The following is a 17,689-nucleotide window of genomic DNA, read 5'->3' on the forward strand; positions in this document are numbered from 1 at the left end:
TGGACGCGCTCGGCTGGCTGGTCGCCAACGACGAGCTACTTCGAAGCGGGGTGGGGGAGTAGCGGCTTGGCGGCTTCGAGGCGCTGGCGGCAGAGGTCCGCGAGGATGTCGTAGGCCTTCAGGCCCATCAGGGTCTGGAGCTCGACCTTGCTCGACTCGAAGACCGCCTCGACGCCGATGTGCGCCTCAGTGTTCCCGGTGCAGTACCAGTCCAGATCATGCCCGCCCGGACCCCAGCCGCGCCGGTCGTACTCCCCGATCCCGACCTCCGTGTACGACGTACCGTCCGGGCGCTCGACCTCGCGGAAGGTGCGGCGGATCGGGAGTTGCCAGCAGACGTCCGGCTTGGTCTCGACGAAGTGCACGCCCTGCTTCAGCGCCAGCCCGTGCAGCGCGCAGCCGGCGCCACCAGAGAACCCCGGGCGGTTCAGGAAGATGCAGGCGCCGTCCCAGACGCGGGTCTTGCGGTCGCCCTCGTCGTCGGTCTCGACCCAGCCGTTCTTCTTGCCCTCCTTGCGGAACTCCCAGTCGTCCTTGGTCAGCTGCTTCACGTAGCCCTTGACCCGCTCCTCGTCGTCGGCGTCGGAGAAATGGGCACCGAGCGTGCAGCAGCCGTCGTTCGGACGACCCTTGTAGATGCCGCGGCAACCACCGCCGAAGATGCAGGTCCAGTTGGACGTCAGCCAGGTCAGGTCGCAGCGGAAGACCTGGTCGGCGTCATCCGGATCGACGAACTCGGCAAAGGCGCGGGGGAAATCGAGAGAAACCTCAGGCACCCGGAAAGCCTACGCTCAAATCCCAGGGAAGACCGCCACCGCCAGGACCGGGGCAGTCCGGGTGTCCAGTAGCGTGAGGGTATGCGGCTCGGCGTACTCGACGTGGGATCCAACACCGTCCACCTGCTCGTGGTGGACGCACATCGTGGTGCCGCACCGCTCCCGGCGTACTCGCACAAGACCGAACTGAGGCTCGCCGAGCACCTCGAGAAGGACGGCAACATCGCCAAGGCGGGAGCCGACGAGCTGGTCTCGTTCGTCGCCGAGGCGGCCGAGTTGGCCGAGGACAAGGGCTGCGAGTCCGTCCTGGCGTTCGCCACCTCCGCGTTGCGGGAGGCCCCGAACGGCGAGAAGGTGCTGGAGCGCGTCCGGACCGAGACCGGGGTCGACCTGAACGTGCTCACCGGTCAGGACGAGGCGCGGCTGACCTTCCTCGCAGTCCGGCGCTGGTTCGGCTGGTCGTCCGGCCGGCTCGCGGTGTTCGACATCGGCGGTGGTTCGCTGGAGATCGCGGCCGGGTCCGACGAGGAGCCGACCGTCGCGGTGTCGGTGCCGCTCGGCGCCGGCCGCCTGACCCGCGAGTCGCTGACCGCGGATCCACCGGACAAGGACGAGGTGAAGGCGCTGCGGCGGCGGATCCGGGTCGAGATGGCCGCGGTCGCCGGCGACGTACTGCGGGCCGGCCGTCCGCAGCGGGCCGTTGCCACCAGCAAGACCTTCCGGTCGCTCGCGCGGATCTGCGGAGCCGCTCCCTCCGACGAGGGCCCGTATGTACCGCGCGCGCTGACCCGGGAATCCCTGGGCGACTGGGTGCCGAAGCTGACCAAGATGACAGCGGGCGAACGCGCCGACCTGCCGGGGGTCTCGCAGGGACGCTCCTCCCAGCTGGTCGCCGGCGCCCTGGTCGCGGACGCGGTGATGGACCTGTTCGACCTGGCCTCGCTAGAGGTTTGTCCGTGGGCACTGCGGGAAGGCGTCATCCTGTCCCGTCTGGACCAGCTGCAACCCCGATGAAACCCCGCGAAGGCTGCTACCGATGACCACCCGCACGGCCGCGAAGATCGGCCTGTCCACTGCCTCCGTCTACCCGGAGTCGACCGCGAGCGCGTTCGAACTGTCTGCCCGGCTCGGCTACGACGGGGTCGAGGTGATGGTGGGCATCGACCCGCTGAGTACCCAGATCGACGCGGTGAAGCGGCTGATCGACTACCACCAGTTGCCGGTCCTGGCGATCCACGCTCCCTGCCTGCTGATCACCCAGCGGGTCTGGGGAACCGACCCGTGGGGCAAGCTCGAGCGCAGTGCCGAGGCCGCGAAGGACCTCGGCGCGGACGTCGTTGTCGTGCATCCTCCGTTCCGCTGGCAGCGGGACTACGCGCGCGGCTTCGTCGAGGGGATCGCCCGGCTCGAGGACGAGACCGGGGTCATCTTCGCGGTCGAGAACATGTACCCGTGGCGGGCGCCGGGCAAGGGACTGCAGGCCTACGCGCCGAGCTGGGACCCGACCGAGCAGAGCTACGCGCACACCACGCTGGACCTGTCGCACTCGTCGACCGCCGAGCAGGACTGCGTCGAGCTCGCCGCGACGATGGGCGCCACCCTGAAGCACGTGCACCTGACGGACGGGACGGGCTCGGCCAAGGACGAGCACCTGGTGCCGGGCCGCGGTACCCAGCGCGCGGCCGACCTGCTCAACGGCCTGGCGAACAACGACTTCCGCGGTCACATCATCATCGAGATCAACACCCGTCGCGCGTCCAGCAGGTCCGAGCGCGAAGTGGATCTGATCGAGTCGCTCGACTTCACCCGCAAGCACTTCGTCCGCAGCGCCGACGTCGTCCACTCCCGCCGCTCGGCCTTCGCCGTGACCAGCGACGGTGAGGTGTCGGAGCTCGACCCGTGAGCGGCAGTACCGCGGGGCGTGCGCCCGGGCGGCGCCCGGGCGGTCCCGACACCCGGGGTGAGATTCTCCGGGCGGCGCGAGAATCCTTTGCCGGCAAGGGATTCCTCGGTACTTCGATCCGCGGCATCGCGCGCGAGGCGGGGGTCGACGCCGCGCTGGTTCACCACTACTTCGACAGCAAGGACGAACTCTTCGTCGAGTCGATGTCACTGCCGGTCGACCCTCGCCAGGTCGCCGCGACCGTGCTGGACGGTCCGGTGGAGGAGCTCGGCCGCCGCATCATCACCGTCTTCCTCGGCGTCTGGGAGTCACCGGACGGCCAGCAGCGGATGAAGGGCCTCGTGCGCAGTGTGGTCACCAGTGAAGAGGTCTCCCGACTGGTCCGCGAAGGCCTGGGTCAGATGATCATCGATCCCGTGTCGGAGGTGCTTGGCGTCCCCGACGCCCGCCTCCGCGTGTCCCTGGTCGCGTCGCAGTTGCTGGGCGTGGCGCTGGCCCGCTACCTGGTCGAACTCGAACCGCTGGCGAGCGCCACTCCGGCCGAGGTCATCGACCGGATCGCCCCCGTCCTCCAGCACCACCTCACCGCCTGATCTCGCCGGATCTTGCTAGAGCGTCTCCTCATCAGCTAAATTCATCACATGATGAAAAAGGCGGTGTCGGGCCGCGAGGTGAAGGTGGTGCGGGGAGAGCGGGAGGTCCTGCACGGGATCGATTTCGATCTCGAGGCCGGGGCCGTGACGGGCCTGCTCGGCCCCTCCGGGTGCGGCAAGACGACGCTGATCCGGGCGATCGTCGGGTTGCAGGCCAAGGTCACCGGCGACCTGCAGGTGCTCGGTCTGCCTGCCGGTGCACCCAAGCTGCGCGGCCGGATCGGGTACGTGACCCAGGAGCCCAGCGTGTACGGCGATCTGACGGTCTCCGAGAACCTCCGCTTCTTCGCAGCAGTGCTCGGCGTCGACAGGACCGACGTCGACCGGGTGATCGACGCGGTCGACCTCAGCAGCCATGCGGACGCCCGGGTGGATCGCCTGTCCGGCGGCCAGCGCTCCCGCGCATCGCTCGCGGCCGCACTGCTGGGCAACCCCGAACTGCTCGTGCTCGACGAGCCGACGGTCGGTCTCGACCCGGTCCTCCGCCGCGACCTCTGGGAGCTGTTCCACCAACTCGCCGACAGCGGCGCCACCCTGCTCGTGTCCAGTCACGTGATGGATGAAGCGAGCCGGTGCGACCGCCTGCTGCTGATGCGCGACGGGGACCTGCTCGCGGACGAGACCCCGAAAGCTCTGCTGGACGAGGCCGGGACCGACGACATCGAGCAGGCCTTCCTCACCCTGATCGACCGGAACGCCCAGATTGACCGGCCGGCCCAGATTGACCGGCCGGCCCAGATTGACCGAGAGGCAGGTTCGCGATGACTCCCCGAGTGACGTGGGCGGTGGCGGCCAGGGTGCTTGCCCAGCTTCGCCGCGACCACCGGACGGTGGCGATGCTGATCGTGCTGCCGGCCTTGCTGGTCAGCCTGATGTGGTGGATGTTCGCGGATTCGCCGGCCACCTTCGACCGGGTCGGAGGCCCGCTGCTGGCGGTGTTCCCGTCGATCATCATGTTCATCGTGACCTCGGTGGCGACCCTGCGCGAACGGTCCAGCGGCACCCTGTCCCGGCTGTTCACGCTGCCGATGGGCAAGCTGGACTTCCTGCTGGGCTACGCATTGGCGTTCGCACTGATCGCCGTGGTCCAGGCGATCGTGGTTGTATCGATCGCGCTCTACGCGCTCGACCTGGACATCCGCGGTGATGCCTGGCAGCTCGGGGTGGTCGCGGTGCTGGACGGAGTCCTCGGTACTGCGCTCGGCCTGTTCGCCAGCGCGTTCGCTGCCACGGAGTTCCAGGCGGTCCAGATGATGCCGGCCGTGATGATCCCGCAGATCCTGCTCTGCGGATTGCTCGTGCCACGCGACCAGTTGCCCGGAGTACTGAATGCCGTCAGCGACGTGCTGCCTCTCTCGTACGCCGTCGACGCGGTCCGCGGGGTTGCCACAGGCAACGGATTCGGAAGCGGCGCCGGCGGTGATGCCCTGATCGTCACGGCCTTCATCCTGGCTGCACTGGTCCTCGGCGCGGCCACCCTGAAGCGGCGTACCGCCTAACTCAGGTGGTTGACGCCTTCCCAGCCGGCGTCGGGGGCGACTTCGACGCTGACTGGGCCGTCCTGCCAGCCCCTGACCGCAGCCTCGAGTTGCGCCGCGGCCGGAGTACTGCCGTCGACGTAGTAGTGCAACGTGCGTGCGCCGGCCGCCGTCTCGTGGGCGAGCAGCCGACCGGAGTCGCCGAGGCGCTTGGTGAGATGGTCCTCGAAGGCCCGCAGATCGGTCAGCGTCTCGTCCAGCGGCAGGCCGTCCTCGCGGGCGGCCCGATAGGGCACGGAGACGGCGACATGCGTGTCCAGGTGCGGCAGCTGGATCGAGCGGAGCGGGACCATCGCCGTCGCGACCAGCCGATGCCCGTTCGCTGTCTCGCCCTCCATCAAACGCCAACTCGGCCCGCCGTCCTCAGCGACATGATCGGCTGCGAACGCAGCCACCGCAGGCAGCAACTCGGCAATCGGTACTGCGTCCGCCGGGCGGGCCACCGCGGTATCGATCGCGCCGATCCACGTCTCGACCAATTCCTCACCGAGTACCAGATCCAGCAGCAGGAAGGTGACCCGCTTCTGCAGTTCGTCCGGCAGTTGGGGGAAGACCGGGTGATGCACCGATACGTGGATCGCCGCCGCCCGGGTGTCCGGGTCGATCGCGACCAGTCCGGCGCCGATCTCGACCGGTGGCATCCCCTCGAACTGGATGGTGACGTCGGGAGCGGGCCGCCGCATGTCGGTGTACTCCCAGACCTCGTCCGAAGGGGGTGCGGACCGAAGCCAGCGGCGGGCGACCGCGCGGGCGGTGGGGTCACCGGCCGCGGTCACCACCAGCACATGCTGGGCGTGTAATCCCGGGCCGAGCTCCCAGTCGAGAGCGGCCGGCAGTCGGCTGACGTGGTCCGACAGCAGGCCTGTGGTCGATTCCGGCTGCTGCCGCGCGATCGCGTCAGCCACCTTGGCCGCGCCGGTGGCGGTCCACCAGGACCAGAACTCACCGATCGGGTCACCACTGCGGGCGTCCTTGCGCCACTTGAACAGGGCCATGCCGCATCTTCCACCCCTCGGGGTCCAGAACGGGCGCCGGCAAGGAACCAGAGGGGCAACTGGTGTGGTCCCGGCCACACGATTAGGGAGGGCCCTGTCCAGCGACGTAGCCTGCTGAGACCACTGGCAAACACGGGGCCGGGTGGGAACGAGGAGGAACGCGAAGTGCTTCGGCGAATTCTGCTGGGCGTGTCCCGCAGCCCCCAGATCAAGAAGGCCGTCTCGGCCCTGCCGGTGTCCAGTGGCATCGTCGCGCGGTTCGTGGCCGGCGAGACCACCCCGGAGGCCGTGCTGGCCACCGAGAAGCTGGTCAGCAACGGCCTGAACGTCACCCTGGACCATCTCGGCGAGGATGTCACCGACCTCGCCGCGGCGACGGCGACCGCCGACGCCTACCTCGACGTGCTCAAGCAGCTCTCGGCGGCCGGGCTGACCAGCAACGCCGAGGTGTCGGTCAAGCTGTCCGCGGTCGGCCAGGCCCTGCCCGGCGACGGCGAGAAGATCGCGCTGGAGAACGCCCGGACGATCTGCCACGCCGCCCGCAACGCCGGCACCACCGTCACGCTCGACATGGAGGACCACACCACCACGGACTCCACCCTCGGCATCCTGCGCGAGCTCCGGCAGGACTTCCCCGAGACCGGTGCCGTGCTGCAGGCCTACCTCCGCCGGACCGAGGGCGACTGCCGCGACCTGGCTCACGCGGGCTCGCGGGTGCGGCTCTGCAAGGGCGCGTACAAGGAGCCAGAGTCGGTCGCGTTCCAGCAGAAGCAGGCTGTGGACAAGGCCTATGTCCGGGCCATGAAGATCCTGATGAACGGCGCCGGCTACCCGATGATCGCGTCGCACGACCCGCGGCTGATCGCGATCGCGGGCTCGCTCGCCGCGCGCGCCAACCGGGAGCCCGGCTCGTACGAGTACCAGATGCTCTACGGCATCCGCCCCGAGGAGCAGCTCCGGCTGGCCCGCGAGGGACACACCGTCCGCGTCTACATCCCGTACGGCGCCGACTGGTACGGCTACCTGGTCCGTCGCCTCGCGGAGCGCCCGGCCAACCTCCAGTTCTTCGCCAGATCCCTGATCAGCAAGAAATAGCGCAGTCCCCGTCTGTCCGTTTCGAACGGCTAGACTCTGGCACCATCTCACCGCCGGGGAGGGATCGTCGTGCCAGCCAAGCAGACCAGATCGTCGCGACCGGTAGCTCTGACCGCGCCACCGAGTCCGGCCGGGGCAGCCACTGTCGAAGAGCTCAGCGCTCGTCTCCGGCAGTTGCAGGTCTGGTCCGGGGCGCCGTACCGGGAGATTCACCGCCGGGTGGTCCGTTCTCGCCAGGCGCGCGGGATCGCGGAGTCGCCGGCGCTCAACACCGTCTACCGCTGCCTGCTGCCGGGCCGTCGTCGCCTGGATGCCGAGCTGGTCGTGGACATCGCGCGAGTGCTCCTGGAAGACGACGCCCTGGCCGCGGAGTGGCGGCAGGCGCACCAGGTCGTCACGCGGCGCGCGGCGGAAGCGTCGGTGGTCGCTGTCGCGGATGTCGTGCAGGACGACGCGGGTGTCTTCACTGGTCGCGCCGGTGAGCTGGCCGAGGCGATGGCGGCCTTCGAGGCCGGTACTGCCAAGGGTTTGCTGCTGATCGAGGGCATGCCCGGAGTGGGTAAGACCAGGCTGGCCGTTCGGCTGGCGCACGGGCTGCTCGGTCGCGGTCACGGGGCCGACTTGCAGCTCTCGGTGAACCTGCGCGGTTACGATCCTGACCGACCGCCGGCGGATCCGGCTGCGGTGCTGGACGGCTTCCTTCGTCGCCTGGGTCTGCCGGCCAGTCGGATCCACGCGCTGGATCTGGCCGGCCGGGCCGCCGCATTCCGGGAACTGACAGCGGGGCGGAAGATGGTCGTCCTGCTGGACAACGCGGCCGACAGCGACCAGGTCAGCCCACTGCTTCCCGACGGGCCGGACTGCTTCACGGTGGTGACCAGCAGGCGGCGGCTCAGCGGTCTGGCCGGTGGCCGACGGTTACGGCTGGACGTGTTCACGCCGGCCGAATCCCTGGACCTGCTGCGGCGGTCGATCGGCGCAGCCAGGGTGGACAACGACCCGGCGACGGCCGAGCAGATCGCTGCGCTGGCCGGTCACCTGCCGCTCGCCCTGGGCGTGCTGGCCGGCCGGATCGCCTCGACGCCGGCCTGGACGCTGACGGATCATCTCGAGCGGTTGACGGAGCACCGCCTCCGGCTGCGTCTCGACGACGGAGTCATGCTCGCCTTGTCGTCCTCGTACGAATCGCTTGCTGTGGGCAACCAAATGATGCTGCGGCTGCTGGCGCTCCATCCGGGAAGGGACTGTGACGTGGCCGCCGCGGCCGCGCTGGCGGGTGTCGATCAGGAGGAGGCTTTCCGGCAACTGTCGGAACTTGCCGGGGCCAACTTGCTGCAGGAGCGGGTGGCGGGGCGGTACGAGCTGCATGACCTGATCCGGGTGCTGGCGTCCGACCGAGGCCGTGACCAGGATCCCGCCTCTGTCCGCGGTGCTGCCATGGACCGGCTGTTCGGGTACTACCGGACTGCCACCGCGTCGGCCGTAACTGCTCACGCACCGCACGACACTGCACGGTGGGCGGAAGTGTGCGATCCGGAAATTCCCGACACCTTCTCAGAGCAGGCCGTAGCGCGATCCTGGTTGGACTCGGAGGGAGCCAACCTGATCGCCACCGCCCTCTTCGCCGCCGATCACGGCAGGCCTCAGTTCACCACTGACCTGTCCTTGATGCTGCACTACTACTTCGACACCGCCGGCTACTTCCAGGAGGCCGAGACGCTGCACCTCGCGGCTGTCCGGTGTGCGGTCGGGGACGCCAGCCGTGGTCGCTCCTACAACAGCCTTGGCTGCATCTACTGGCGACTGGGCCGGTATGCCGATGGCCGGGCCAGCTACCTGCAGGCTCTCGAGCTGGCTCGTGCCCAGGGCGACCGCCTCGGCGAGGGCAGAGGCCTGACCAATGTTGCTCTGGGCCACTTCCGGCTGGGCGAGTATGCCGACGCGATCGAGTACCAGCGGCAGGCACTGGCGATCTTCGAGGAACTGGACATGCCCGCGCGGGTCTGCATCACGCTGGCCGGGCTGGGTTGGGCCGAGCTGCGGTTGGGCCGGAGCAAGATCGCTCTGCGGCACTTCCGGCGCAGCCTGGAGGCCGCCCGGTCGCTCGGTGGCGGTACCTGCGAGGAGGCCTATGCCCTGGCCAACGTCGGAGCGGCGGCGGAGCTGTCGGGTGCGGTGGTCGAAGCCAGACAGCACTACGAGCTTGCGCTGGAGCTGTCCTCCCAGCTCGACTTCCCGGTCGGCCAGACCGATGCGCTGAACAGTTTGGGCCGGCTGCATCTGGCCGATGGGCGGGTCGACTGGGCGCTGCGATTCCACCGCGATGCGCTGACGCTGTCGGAGCAGATCGGCAATCGGCCCTTCACTATCGAGGTCCGCAACGACTACGGCGCCGCCCTCGTCGCGGCCGGGCGGCTGGACGACGCCTTCGCCCAGCACCAGGCCGCGCTGCTCGACGCCGAGGCGCTGGACGACCGCTACGAGCTCGCCCGCGCCTGCGTCGGCCTGGCCGCCATCCATGCCACCAACGCTGCCGACGACCGCGCCGACCAGCTCCGCCGCCGTGCTCTCGATATCTTCATCACTCTCGGATGCCCCGAGGCCCGAGCAGTCCAGGCGCTCCTGCCCGAAATCTCCGGCACCCATCCCGAGTCCACTTCCACCTCCGCGGGCTGACCCAAACCGATCAGCCTCCGAACCTGCAGTAGTTGACGGTCCTGGTGGTGCCGATCGTCTTCGAGCTCTTGCCGGTCAGTTCGAACAGGTGTCGTGACTTCATCCGGGGCTCCTTCCAGCGAGTGGATAGTGCGAGCCTGCAACCTCGCGCGGGGTCCTGGCCCGGTTTTCGATCGAATTCGATCAGCCCGAGGACAGATCGGGCCGGGCAGCTAACCTGACCTCATGACCAGTGGCGGGCAGGTGGCGATCCTCGGGGCCGGGGTGATGGGGGAGACCCTGTTGTCCGGGCTGTTGCGAGCGGGGCGGCGGCCTGGGGAGTTGCTGATCACCGAGCGCCGGGAAGAGCGCGCCCAGGAGCTGCGCGAGCGGTATGGCGTGGACGTGGTGACGAATGTGGACGCGGCCGCGAAGGCGGACACCCTGGTGCTGGTGGTCAAGCCGCAGGACATGCCTGACCTGCTGGCCGAGATCGCCCCTGCGGTGCGGTCCTCCCAGACCATCGTGTCGCTGGCTGCTGGTATCACCACTGGCTTCATAGAGTCGCGGCTCCCCGATGGCGTCGCCGTCGTCCGGGTGATGCCGAACACCCCGGCCCTGGTGGACGAGGGGATGGCGGCGATCTCCCGCGGCGCGCACTGCGACGAGGGGCACCTAGTGCTGGCCGAGGGCCTGCTGGCCGCGACCGGCCGGGTGATCCGGGTGCCGGAGAAGCAACAGGACGCGGTCACGGCGATCTCGGGCTCGGGTCCGGCCTACATCTTCTTCGTGGTCGAGTCGATGATCGAAGCAGGCGTCCACATGGGCCTGCCACGGTCCACATCCACCGACCTGGTGGTCCAGACCCTCTTCGGCTCGGCGAAACTCCTGCGCGAGACCGGTGAACACCCGACCGTCCTCCGCGAACGAGTCACGTCCCCGGGCGGAACCACCGCAGCCGCAGTACGGGAGCTTGAAGATCACAAGGTCCGGGCCGCCTTCTTGTCCGCCATAGAAGCCGCTCGCAACCGCTCCCGTGCCCTCGCCGCCGAGTAACCGATATCGTCCCGTCCATGGAGAATCGTTCGGGCACCTCGGAAGCTGCCGGGGCGGGTCCGGCTGGGGAGTTGCCTGCTGCGCAGTTGCCGGGGCTGCCGTGGCGGGTGCCGCTTGACCCGGCGCCCTGGTGGGCCTGGGCGCTGTTCGTGCTCCCGTTCCTCGCCGTACCGGCGCTCAACTCCTGGTTGTGGATGGGAGCCCGCGACTTCCTGGCCGTCGGGCTGTTCACCGCCATCGGCGCCTCCGTCGTCCGGGTCGCGGGCGGCGTGGTCCTCTACCGGGTCGAGATCACCGCGACCGCGTTGAAGGCGCGGACCAGCCTGCTCGTCCGCAGTCTCGCCTGGCAGGACGTGGACCAGGTCGAGGTCGTCGACGGCTCGGTCGTGCTGACCAGCGGCAAGGACGAGAACGAGATCAACGGCATCGCCAAGGACCAGACCCAGTACGTCGCGGCCGTGGTCGAGGCCGCACGTCGCGATGCCACCGACGAGCCCGTACGCCGCTCCCGCCCCTACCCGGGGATCGGCGTTGTGGTGGTACTGGTCTACTTGGTCTTGTCGGTCGGCGCGTTCCTGCTGCGCTGGCATCTGGTCTAGACCCCCTAGGCTCGATCCAGCGCTCGCCCACCGGAACAGTGCTCGATCTGGAAGGCGAACGATGCTGGGACTGCCCGCGAAGATACGGGTCTGCCTGTTCGATTTGGACGGCGTACTAACGGACACCGCGGCGGTGCACGCGGCGGCCTGGAAAGAGATGTTCGACGAGTTCCTCCGGACATACGCGGAGCAACACGCTGCACAGTTCGTGCCGTTCGACGCAGGAGCGGAGTACAACGCTTATGTGGACGGCAAACCGCGCGTCGACGGAGTGCGCGACTTCCTGACCTCCCGCGGCATCAAGCTCCCCGAGGGAACCCCGGCCGACCCGCCGGCCGCGATGACGATCAACGGTCTCGGCAACCGGAAGAACGAGGCCGTACTGCGGCGGATCCGCACCGCCGGCGTCCGGGTGTTCGAGGGATCCCGCACGTATCTCCAGGCCGCGCAGAAGGCCGGTCTGCGACGCGCCGTGGTGTCCTCCAGTGCGAACACTCGTGAGGTCCTGGAGGTGACGGGACTCGCGCAGTACATCGAGGAACGGGTGGACGGGGTGACGATCCGGGAGGAGCATCTTCGCGGCAAGCCGGCGCCCGACACGTTCCTGGCGGCGGCGAAGCGGCTGGGCGTGGACCCGTCGGTCTGCGCGGTCTTCGAGGACGCGCTGGCCGGAGTACAGGCTGGTCGGGCCGGTGCCTTCGGCATCGTTGTCGGCGTCGACCGGGTCGGGCAGGCCGCGCAGCTCAAAGAGCACGGCGCCGACATCGTGGTGACCGATCTCGCGCAACTCCTCGACGACACCGCTGGGGAGGGGAAATGATCGACCGCGGGCACCACCCACTCGAGCCCTGGCGGCTGCGGGAAACCGAACTGGACCTGGACAAACTGGCCCAGTCCGAGTCGCTCTTCGCCCTCTCGAACGGCCATATCGGCCTGCGCGGCAACCTCGACGAGGGCGAGCCGTTCGCGATCCCCGGCACCTACCTGAACTCCTTCTACGAGCGTCGCCCACTTCCGTACGCCGAAGCCGGGTACGGCTATCCCGAATCAGGACAGACCCTGGTCGACGTCACCAACGGCAAGCTGATCCGGCTGCTGGTGGACGACTCGCCGTTCGACGTCCGGTACGGCGACCTGCACTCGCACGAGCGGTCGCTCGACTTCCGCACCGGCATCATGCAGCGCGACGCCGACTGGACCTCGCCGGGCGGCAAGCGGATCAAGGTCCGCTCCCGCCGGCTCGTCTCGCTGACCCAGCGCGCCGTCGCCGCGATCGAGTACGTCGTCGAGCCGGTCGACCAGCCGGCGCGGTTCGTCCTGCAGTCGGAGTTGGTCGCGAACGAGACCCAGCCACGCCTGTCCGACGACCCGCGGGTCGCGGCCGTCCTGGAGCAACCTCTCGAGCCGGTGTCGCATCACCTCGGCAAAGAGGACGTCGTACTGATCCACCGGACCAGGAAAAGCGAACAGCTGATGGCGGCGGGGATGGTCCACCACGTCGAGCTCGACGGCCGCTGCGAGGTCAAGGTCGACGCTCGCAACGACTGGGCCCGGACCACCGTCATCTGTGAGCTCCAGCCCGGCCAGAGCCTGCGAGTGGTGAAGTACCTCGCCTACGGCTGGTCCAGCCTGCGGTCCGAGAACGCCATCGGCGATCAGGTCGCCGCCGCCCTCGCCAGCGCCCAGTTCTCCGGCTGGGAGGGACTGGTCAAGCAGCAGCGCACGTTCCTGGACGACTTCTGGGATGCCGCGGATGTCGAGGTCGAAGGGCATCCCGAGCTGCAGCAGGCGGTTCGGTTCGCGCTGTTCCACGTCCTGCAGGCAGGCGCCCGGGCCGAGCGGCGAGCGATTCCCTCCAAGGGCCTGACCGGTGCCGGCTACGACGGCCACACCTTCTGGGACACCGAGGGTTTCGTCCTGCCGGTGCTCGTCTACACGATGCCGGACGCCGCCGCGGACGCACTGCGCTGGCGTCTCTCGACCATCGAGATGGCCAAGGAACGAGCCTCCGCGCTCGGCTTCGAGGGCGCGGCGTTCCCGTGGCGCACCATCCGCGGGCAGGAGTGCTCGGCCTACTGGCCGGCCGGTACTGCGGCCTTCCACATCAACGCAGACATCGCCGAAGCCGTGATGCGGTACCACAGCGCCACCGGCGACGACCAGTTCCTCGAGGAGGTCGGCCTCGAACTGCTGGTCGAGACAGCTCGACTCTGGATGTCGCTGGGACACCACGACCTTCATGGGAAGTGGCATCTGTCGGGCGTCACCGGACCGGACGAGTACAGCGCGGTGGCGGACGACAACGTCTTCACCAACCTGATGGCCGCGAGGAACCTCCGTTCCGCGGCCGAGGTCGCGGCAAACCATCCGGTGAAGGCTCGCCTGCTGGAGGTGGATACCGAGGAGGAAGCCTCCTGGCGGGACGCGGCTGCCGCCGTCTACATCCCGTACGACGAAGAGCTCCAGGTGCATCCGCAGTCGGAAGGCTTCACCGGTTACGCCGAGTGGGACTTCGAGAAGTCCCGCGGCAAGTACCCGTTGATGCTGCACGCGCCGTACTTCGATCTGTACCGCAAGCAGGTCATCAAGCAGGCCGACCTGATGCTGGCGACCTACTGGTGTGGTGACGCGTTCACCGCGGAGGAGAAGGCCCGCAACTTCGACTACTACGAACGGCTGACGGTGCGCGACTCGTCGCTGTCCGCCTGCGTGCAGGCGGTGGCGGCGGCAGAGGTCGGTCATCTCGACCTGGCCTTCGACTACGCCTACGAGGCGGCGCTGATCGACCTGCGCGACCTGCACTCGAACACAGGCGATGGGCTGCACATGGCGTCCCTGGCGGGCGCTTGGACGGCGCTGGTCGCCGGCTTCGGGGGACTGCGGGAACGCGACGGCGCGCTCTCGTTCAGGCCCGCGCTCCCGGACGGCATGGCCGGCCTGGCCTTCTCGATCCGCTGGCGGGGAGTGCGGCTGCGGGTCGAGATCGACCAGCAGGAGGTCACCTACACGGTGCACGACGGGCCCGACGCCAGCCTCAGCCTCCTGCACATGGGTGAGGAGGTCACAGTGACGTGCGACAAGCCGGTGACCCGGAAGGTCGTGAAGCCGAAGCCTCTGCTGCCGCCGCCGACCCAGCCGCCGGGCCGCGAGCCGATGTCGGCCCTCGGAAACAACCGCTTAACCTGACCCGCAGGTTCGCGGCATAGGCTTGTTTGTATGGACTTCTCCTTGTGGCCGTCAGCGGGCCGGACCTGGCCGTCGATCCTCGAAGGCGCGGAGTACGCCGAGCGCACCGGGTGGCACGGCGTCTGGATCGCCGATCACTTCATGCCGAACGGGGACGCTCTCTCGGTCCCCGTCAACGAATGTCTCGCGGTGGTGGCAGGGCTCGCGGCGCGCACCGAGCGGGTGCGGATCGGCACGATGGTGCTGGGCAACACCTACCGGCATCCCGCCGTGGTGGCGAACGCGGCCGCCACGTTGGACCAGCTGAGCAACGGCCGGTTCGTGCTCGGCATCGGCGCCGGGTGGCAGGTCAACGAACACCAGGTCTACGGCATCGAGCTGCCGCCGGTGCGGGAATTGCTGGCGCGGTTCGAGGAGGCGTGCCAGGTTTTCAAGGGGTTGTTCACCCAGGACCGGACCACCTTCGATGGCAAGTTCTACCAGTTGACCAACGCGCCGCTGGAGCCGAAGCCGCGGAACGTGCCGATCCTGATCGGCGCCTCGGGGGAGAAGGTTGCCCTTGGCATCGTCGCGAAGTACGCGGACGAATGGAACCACTGGGGGCTGCCGGAGGTGGCGGTGCACAAGGGCAAGGTGTTCGCCGAGCACTGCGCGAAGATCGGCCGGGATCCGTCGACGGTCCGCCGCTCCAGCCAGGCGATGATCGAGATCGTCGTCCCCGGAGACACCGAGGCGACCGAACGCCGTGACCGGCTGGTAGCAGCCGGGCGGCCGGTGATCATGGGCTCGGCCGAGTTCGTGCTCGACACGATCGCGCAGTACCCGGAGGCCGGGATCGACGAACTGCTGGTCCCGGACATGTACCTGGGCGACGGCGCCCGCCGCTTCGACGCGCTGGAGCGGCTCCGCGAGGAAGTCTTCAACAAGCTCTAGCTAGGGCAGACGGAGGGTGGCGGCGACGGGCCAGTGGTCGCTGGGCAGGCGGCCGTCGGGGCGGTAGTAGGAGACCGCCGCGTCGACCACCTGCCACTCCTTGTTGATCAGGATGTGATCAATGCGGTCGCCATCTCTCGCGCCGGTGAAGGCGTGTTCGGTGCCGCCCTCCGAGGCCGGCACCGCGTCGATCCAGCCCGCGTCGGTCAGCGCCTTCAGCGGCGCGGATCCTGGCTCAGCGTTCAGATCGCCCAGCAGAATCCACGGCCGGTCGGGCTCGGCTGCCGTCCACCCGGCCAGCAAGCGCGAGGACTCCACCCGCGCGACCTCGCCCGCATGGTCGTAGTGGGTGTTGACGACTCCCACCTGCGTCCCATCGGCATGCCGCAGCCGCACGATCGTCGCGATCCGGGTCAGGTCGGCGTCCCAGCCGACCGACCCGGGTTCCGACGGTGAGGCCGACAACCAGCGCGTCTCGTGCGCCTCGACCTGCCAGTCACCAGGGCTGACCATCACCACCGAATGCTCACCCCCGTGGACCCCGTCGTCCCGGCCGCAGCCCGCGATCACCCAGCGAGGGAACCGCTCCCGCAGGAAGCCGAGCTGATCAGGCAGCACCTCCTGCAACCCGACCACGTGCGCGTCCAGGGCGAAGATGGCTGCCGCGGTCGACTCACGCCGTACCGGCCAGGAGTCGTCACCATCCGGCGCCGAGGAGTTCCGGATGTTGAAGGTCGCCACCCGCAGTTGCACACTCACACAGGCGATCCTGCCAAACCCATCGCCCGGACCGCAGCCCGGAGTCGCGGCGCGCTCGCCTCGATCGCCCGATCCCGCCCTTGCGCGAGGATCCCGTCGACCGTCCCGGGATCGGCCGCCAGCACGGCGTACTCCTTCTGCAGCGGCTCGATCACACTCAGCACGGCCTCGGCGACATCCTCCTTCAGTTGCCCGTACGACGAGTACGCGTCCGCCATCCGGACCGGGTCTCCGTCGGTGCAGGCGGCCAGGATCTCCAGGAGATTGGTGATCCCGGGCTTCGCCGCCTCGTCGTGGCGAACCTCGCCGTCGGAATCCGTCACCGCCCGCATCACCTGCCGGCGGATCACGTCCGGCGGGTCCAGCAACCGGATCGTGCCGACGGCGTCATCGGTGTCCGACTTGCTCATCTTCGTGGTGGGGCTGGCGAGATCCTTGATCCGCATCGCCAGGGCCGCCTTCTGGAGCTCGGGTACGACGAACGTCTCGCCGTACTCCCGGTTGAACCGGATCGCGACATCCCGGGCCAGCTCGACGTGCTGGTCCTGGTCGCCGCCGACCGGGACGCGGTCGGTGCCGTAGAGCAGGATGTCGGCGGCCATCAGGCAGGGATAGGTGAGCAGGGAGGCTCGGGTCATGGGTCTGCCGTTGCCCTTCTCCTTGTACTGGATCATCCGGGACAGCTCCCCGACGTACGAGGTGCACTCGAGCAGGTAGGCGAGCTGCGCGTGCGCGGGAACGTCCGACTGGACGAACACCGTGCCAGGTGGAAGGCCGGCGGCGAGCATCAGCGTGGCAGTCTCCCGCGTGAGTGCGGCGAGCCGCCGGGGATCATGCTTGGTCGTCATCCCGTGCAGGTTCGCGACGAAGTAGAACCCGTCAGGATCGGTGAACCGGCGCAGCGCGCCGAGGTGGTTGCCCAGCGTCAGACGGCCGGACGGGGTGATGCCGGAAAGCGAGGTCATGGTCTTGTTCCTTCGGAGTCTGGCCTCACCGAAGGCATGAAAAAGGCCGCCTCGGCAAGGCGGCCTTGGATGCGCGTGAACGCTAGGAGGATCCGCCTCAGGCGGCCCACCACTGCTGCAGCTTCATCGTGTTCACTCGCCCAGGATAGGCATAGGCGAGCCCTCCACGCCACTCCTCACCCACATCGGGTACTCGGTCACCCCACAAGTAGTTGCCGCCAGCAACTGCGTGAATGACTACCCACGTGCCGCGGCGACGGGTGGTTGCGCCGTCTGCATTGGCAATGTGGTTGCGCCGACGCATTGGCAATGTGGTTCCGCGTGGCGCATTGGGGATGTGGATGTGCCCTGCGCATTGGCAGTGTGGTTGCGCCGACGCATTGGCAATGTGGTTCCGCGTGGCGCATCGGGGATGTGGCTGTGCCCTGCGCATTAGCAGTGTGGTTGCGCGGTCTCCGCTGCGGGAGTGTGCTAGTCGACGTGGTGGGTGTCAAGGGCGCTTCGCGGCCCTTCGGGCTCGAACAAGTTCGACCCTTGACACCCACCACGTCGACCAGGGAAGGACGCAGCTACGCG

At 68.7% G+C, this 17,689-nt stretch carries 16 protein-coding genes; 12 read left to right on the forward strand and 4 right to left on the reverse strand.

Translation table 11 applies throughout. From position 1 onward, the window contains the following. Positions 1–35 precede the first annotated feature (35 nt). Positions 36–776 carry a DUF3109 family protein gene (locus tag VFG33_RS15305; RefSeq protein ID WP_325026864.1) on the reverse strand — a complete coding sequence of 247 codons (741 nt, stop codon included), beginning with the start codon at positions 774–776 and terminating at the stop codon, positions 36–38. 81 nt (positions 777–857) lie between these two features. Here VFG33_RS15305 and VFG33_RS15310 point away from each other — a divergent pair, with 81 nt between their 5' ends. The 5 genes from VFG33_RS15310 to VFG33_RS15330 are packed head-to-tail and all read left to right on the forward strand — an operon-like array spanning position 858 to position 4,831. After that, positions 858–1,790, forward strand: coding sequence for a Ppx/GppA family phosphatase (locus VFG33_RS15310; RefSeq protein ID WP_325026866.1), 933 nt, complete (start codon positions 858–860; stop codon positions 1,788–1,790). Between the two features lie 22 nt (positions 1,791–1,812). Further along, complete coding sequence (locus tag VFG33_RS15315; protein WP_325026868.1) at positions 1,813–2,679, forward strand: sugar phosphate isomerase/epimerase family protein; 867 nt, start codon at positions 1,813–1,815, stop codon at positions 2,677–2,679. Further along, positions 2,676–3,272: a TetR/AcrR family transcriptional regulator gene (locus VFG33_RS15320; RefSeq protein WP_325026871.1), complete on the forward strand. Its 597-nt coding sequence runs from the start codon at positions 2,676–2,678 to the stop codon at positions 3,270–3,272. Before VFG33_RS15315 ends, VFG33_RS15320 begins: the two co-directional genes overlap by 4 nt. A gap of 48 nt (positions 3,273–3,320) precedes the next feature. Continuing rightward, positions 3,321–4,097 carry an ABC transporter ATP-binding protein gene (locus tag VFG33_RS15325; RefSeq protein ID WP_325026873.1) on the forward strand — a complete coding sequence of 259 codons (777 nt, stop codon included), beginning with the start codon at positions 3,321–3,323 and terminating at the stop codon, positions 4,095–4,097. Next, on the forward strand, positions 4,094–4,831 hold the full coding sequence (locus VFG33_RS15330) for an ABC transporter permease (protein ID WP_325026875.1): 738 nt from the start codon (positions 4,094–4,096) through the stop codon (positions 4,829–4,831). The genes VFG33_RS15325 and VFG33_RS15330 overlap by 4 nt, the downstream gene beginning before the upstream one ends. Here the strand turns inward: VFG33_RS15330 and VFG33_RS15335 are convergent. Then, positions 4,828–5,865: a DUF695 domain-containing protein gene (locus VFG33_RS15335; protein WP_325026877.1), complete on the reverse strand. Its 1,038-nt coding sequence runs from the start codon at positions 5,863–5,865 to the stop codon at positions 4,828–4,830. The genes VFG33_RS15330 and VFG33_RS15335 overlap by 4 nt on opposite strands. Before the next feature lie 165 nt (positions 5,866–6,030). Here VFG33_RS15335 and VFG33_RS15340 point away from each other — a divergent pair, with 165 nt between their 5' ends. The 7 genes from VFG33_RS15340 to VFG33_RS15370 all read left to right on the forward strand — a co-directional run bounded on the left by VFG33_RS15340 (position 6,031) and on the right by VFG33_RS15370 (position 15,389). Continuing rightward, positions 6,031–6,960: a proline dehydrogenase family protein gene (locus VFG33_RS15340; protein WP_325026879.1), complete on the forward strand. Its 930-nt coding sequence runs from the start codon at positions 6,031–6,033 to the stop codon at positions 6,958–6,960. Positions 6,961–7,029: 69 nt separating this feature from the next. Next, positions 7,030–9,636 (forward strand): tetratricopeptide repeat protein, encoded by a 2,607-nt coding sequence (locus tag VFG33_RS15345; RefSeq protein WP_325026881.1) that lies wholly within the window; start codon positions 7,030–7,032, stop codon positions 9,634–9,636. A 225-nt stretch (positions 9,637–9,861) separates the two neighbouring features. Then, a complete protein-coding gene (gene proC, locus VFG33_RS15350; RefSeq protein ID WP_325026883.1) occupies positions 9,862–10,671 on the forward strand; it encodes a pyrroline-5-carboxylate reductase in 810 nt (269 codons plus the stop codon). 17 nt (positions 10,672–10,688) lie between these two features. Beyond that, complete coding sequence (locus VFG33_RS15355; protein WP_325026885.1) at positions 10,689–11,270, forward strand: hypothetical protein; 582 nt, start codon at positions 10,689–10,691, stop codon at positions 11,268–11,270. Positions 11,271–11,331: 61 nt separating this feature from the next. Beyond that, on the forward strand, positions 11,332–12,090 hold the full coding sequence (locus tag VFG33_RS15360) for a beta-phosphoglucomutase family hydrolase (RefSeq protein WP_325026887.1): 759 nt from the start codon (positions 11,332–11,334) through the stop codon (positions 12,088–12,090). Beyond that, complete coding sequence (locus VFG33_RS15365) at positions 12,087–14,456, forward strand: glycoside hydrolase family 65 protein (RefSeq protein ID WP_325026890.1); 2,370 nt, start codon at positions 12,087–12,089, stop codon at positions 14,454–14,456. The genes VFG33_RS15360 and VFG33_RS15365 overlap by 4 nt, the downstream gene beginning before the upstream one ends. A 30-nt stretch (positions 14,457–14,486) precedes the next feature. Next, on the forward strand, positions 14,487–15,389 hold the full coding sequence (locus tag VFG33_RS15370) for a TIGR03560 family F420-dependent LLM class oxidoreductase (RefSeq protein WP_325026892.1): 903 nt from the start codon (positions 14,487–14,489) through the stop codon (positions 15,387–15,389). Here VFG33_RS15370 and VFG33_RS15375 read toward each other — a convergent pair whose 3' ends face one another. After that, a complete protein-coding gene (locus tag VFG33_RS15375) occupies positions 15,390–16,148 on the reverse strand; it encodes an endonuclease/exonuclease/phosphatase family protein (protein ID WP_325026895.1) in 759 nt (252 codons plus the stop codon). Further along, on the reverse strand, positions 16,145–17,113 hold the full coding sequence (trpS, locus tag VFG33_RS15380) for a tryptophan--tRNA ligase (RefSeq protein ID WP_325026898.1): 969 nt from the start codon (positions 17,111–17,113) through the stop codon (positions 16,145–16,147). The genes VFG33_RS15375 and trpS overlap by 4 nt, the downstream gene beginning before the upstream one ends. Between the last annotated feature and the right edge of the window lie 576 nt (positions 17,114–17,689).

It is taken from the genome of Kribbella sp. (assembly GCF_035687465.1).
In the GTDB taxonomy this organism is placed as follows: Bacteria; Actinomycetota; Actinomycetes; order Propionibacteriales; family Kribbellaceae; genus Kribbella.

Coding starts and splice junctions, on each gene's coding strand:
- VFG33_RS15310 (WP_325026866.1), top strand. CDS start 858: ATGCGGCTCGGCGTACTCGACGTGGGATCCAACACCGTCCACCTGCTC.
- VFG33_RS15315 (WP_325026868.1), top strand. CDS start 1,813: ATGACCACCCGCACGGCCGCGAAGATCGGCCTGTCCACTGCCTCCGTC.
- VFG33_RS15325 (WP_325026873.1), top strand. CDS start 3,321: ATGATGAAAAAGGCGGTGTCGGGCCGCGAGGTGAAGGTGGTGCGGGGA.
- VFG33_RS15330 (WP_325026875.1), top strand. CDS start 4,094: ATGACTCCCCGAGTGACGTGGGCGGTGGCGGCCAGGGTGCTTGCCCAG.
- VFG33_RS15335 (WP_325026877.1), bottom strand. CDS start 5,865: ATGGCCCTGTTCAAGTGGCGCAAGGACGCCCGCAGTGGTGACCCGATC.
- proC (WP_325026883.1), top strand. CDS start 9,862: ATGACCAGTGGCGGGCAGGTGGCGATCCTCGGGGCCGGGGTGATGGGG.
- VFG33_RS15355 (WP_325026885.1), top strand. CDS start 10,689: ATGGAGAATCGTTCGGGCACCTCGGAAGCTGCCGGGGCGGGTCCGGCT.
- VFG33_RS15360 (WP_325026887.1), top strand. CDS start 11,332: ATGCTGGGACTGCCCGCGAAGATACGGGTCTGCCTGTTCGATTTGGAC.
- VFG33_RS15365 (WP_325026890.1), top strand. CDS start 12,087: ATGATCGACCGCGGGCACCACCCACTCGAGCCCTGGCGGCTGCGGGAA.
- VFG33_RS15370 (WP_325026892.1), top strand. CDS start 14,487: ATGGACTTCTCCTTGTGGCCGTCAGCGGGCCGGACCTGGCCGTCGATC.
- trpS (WP_325026898.1), bottom strand. CDS start 17,113: ATGACCTCGCTTTCCGGCATCACCCCGTCCGGCCGTCTGACGCTGGGC.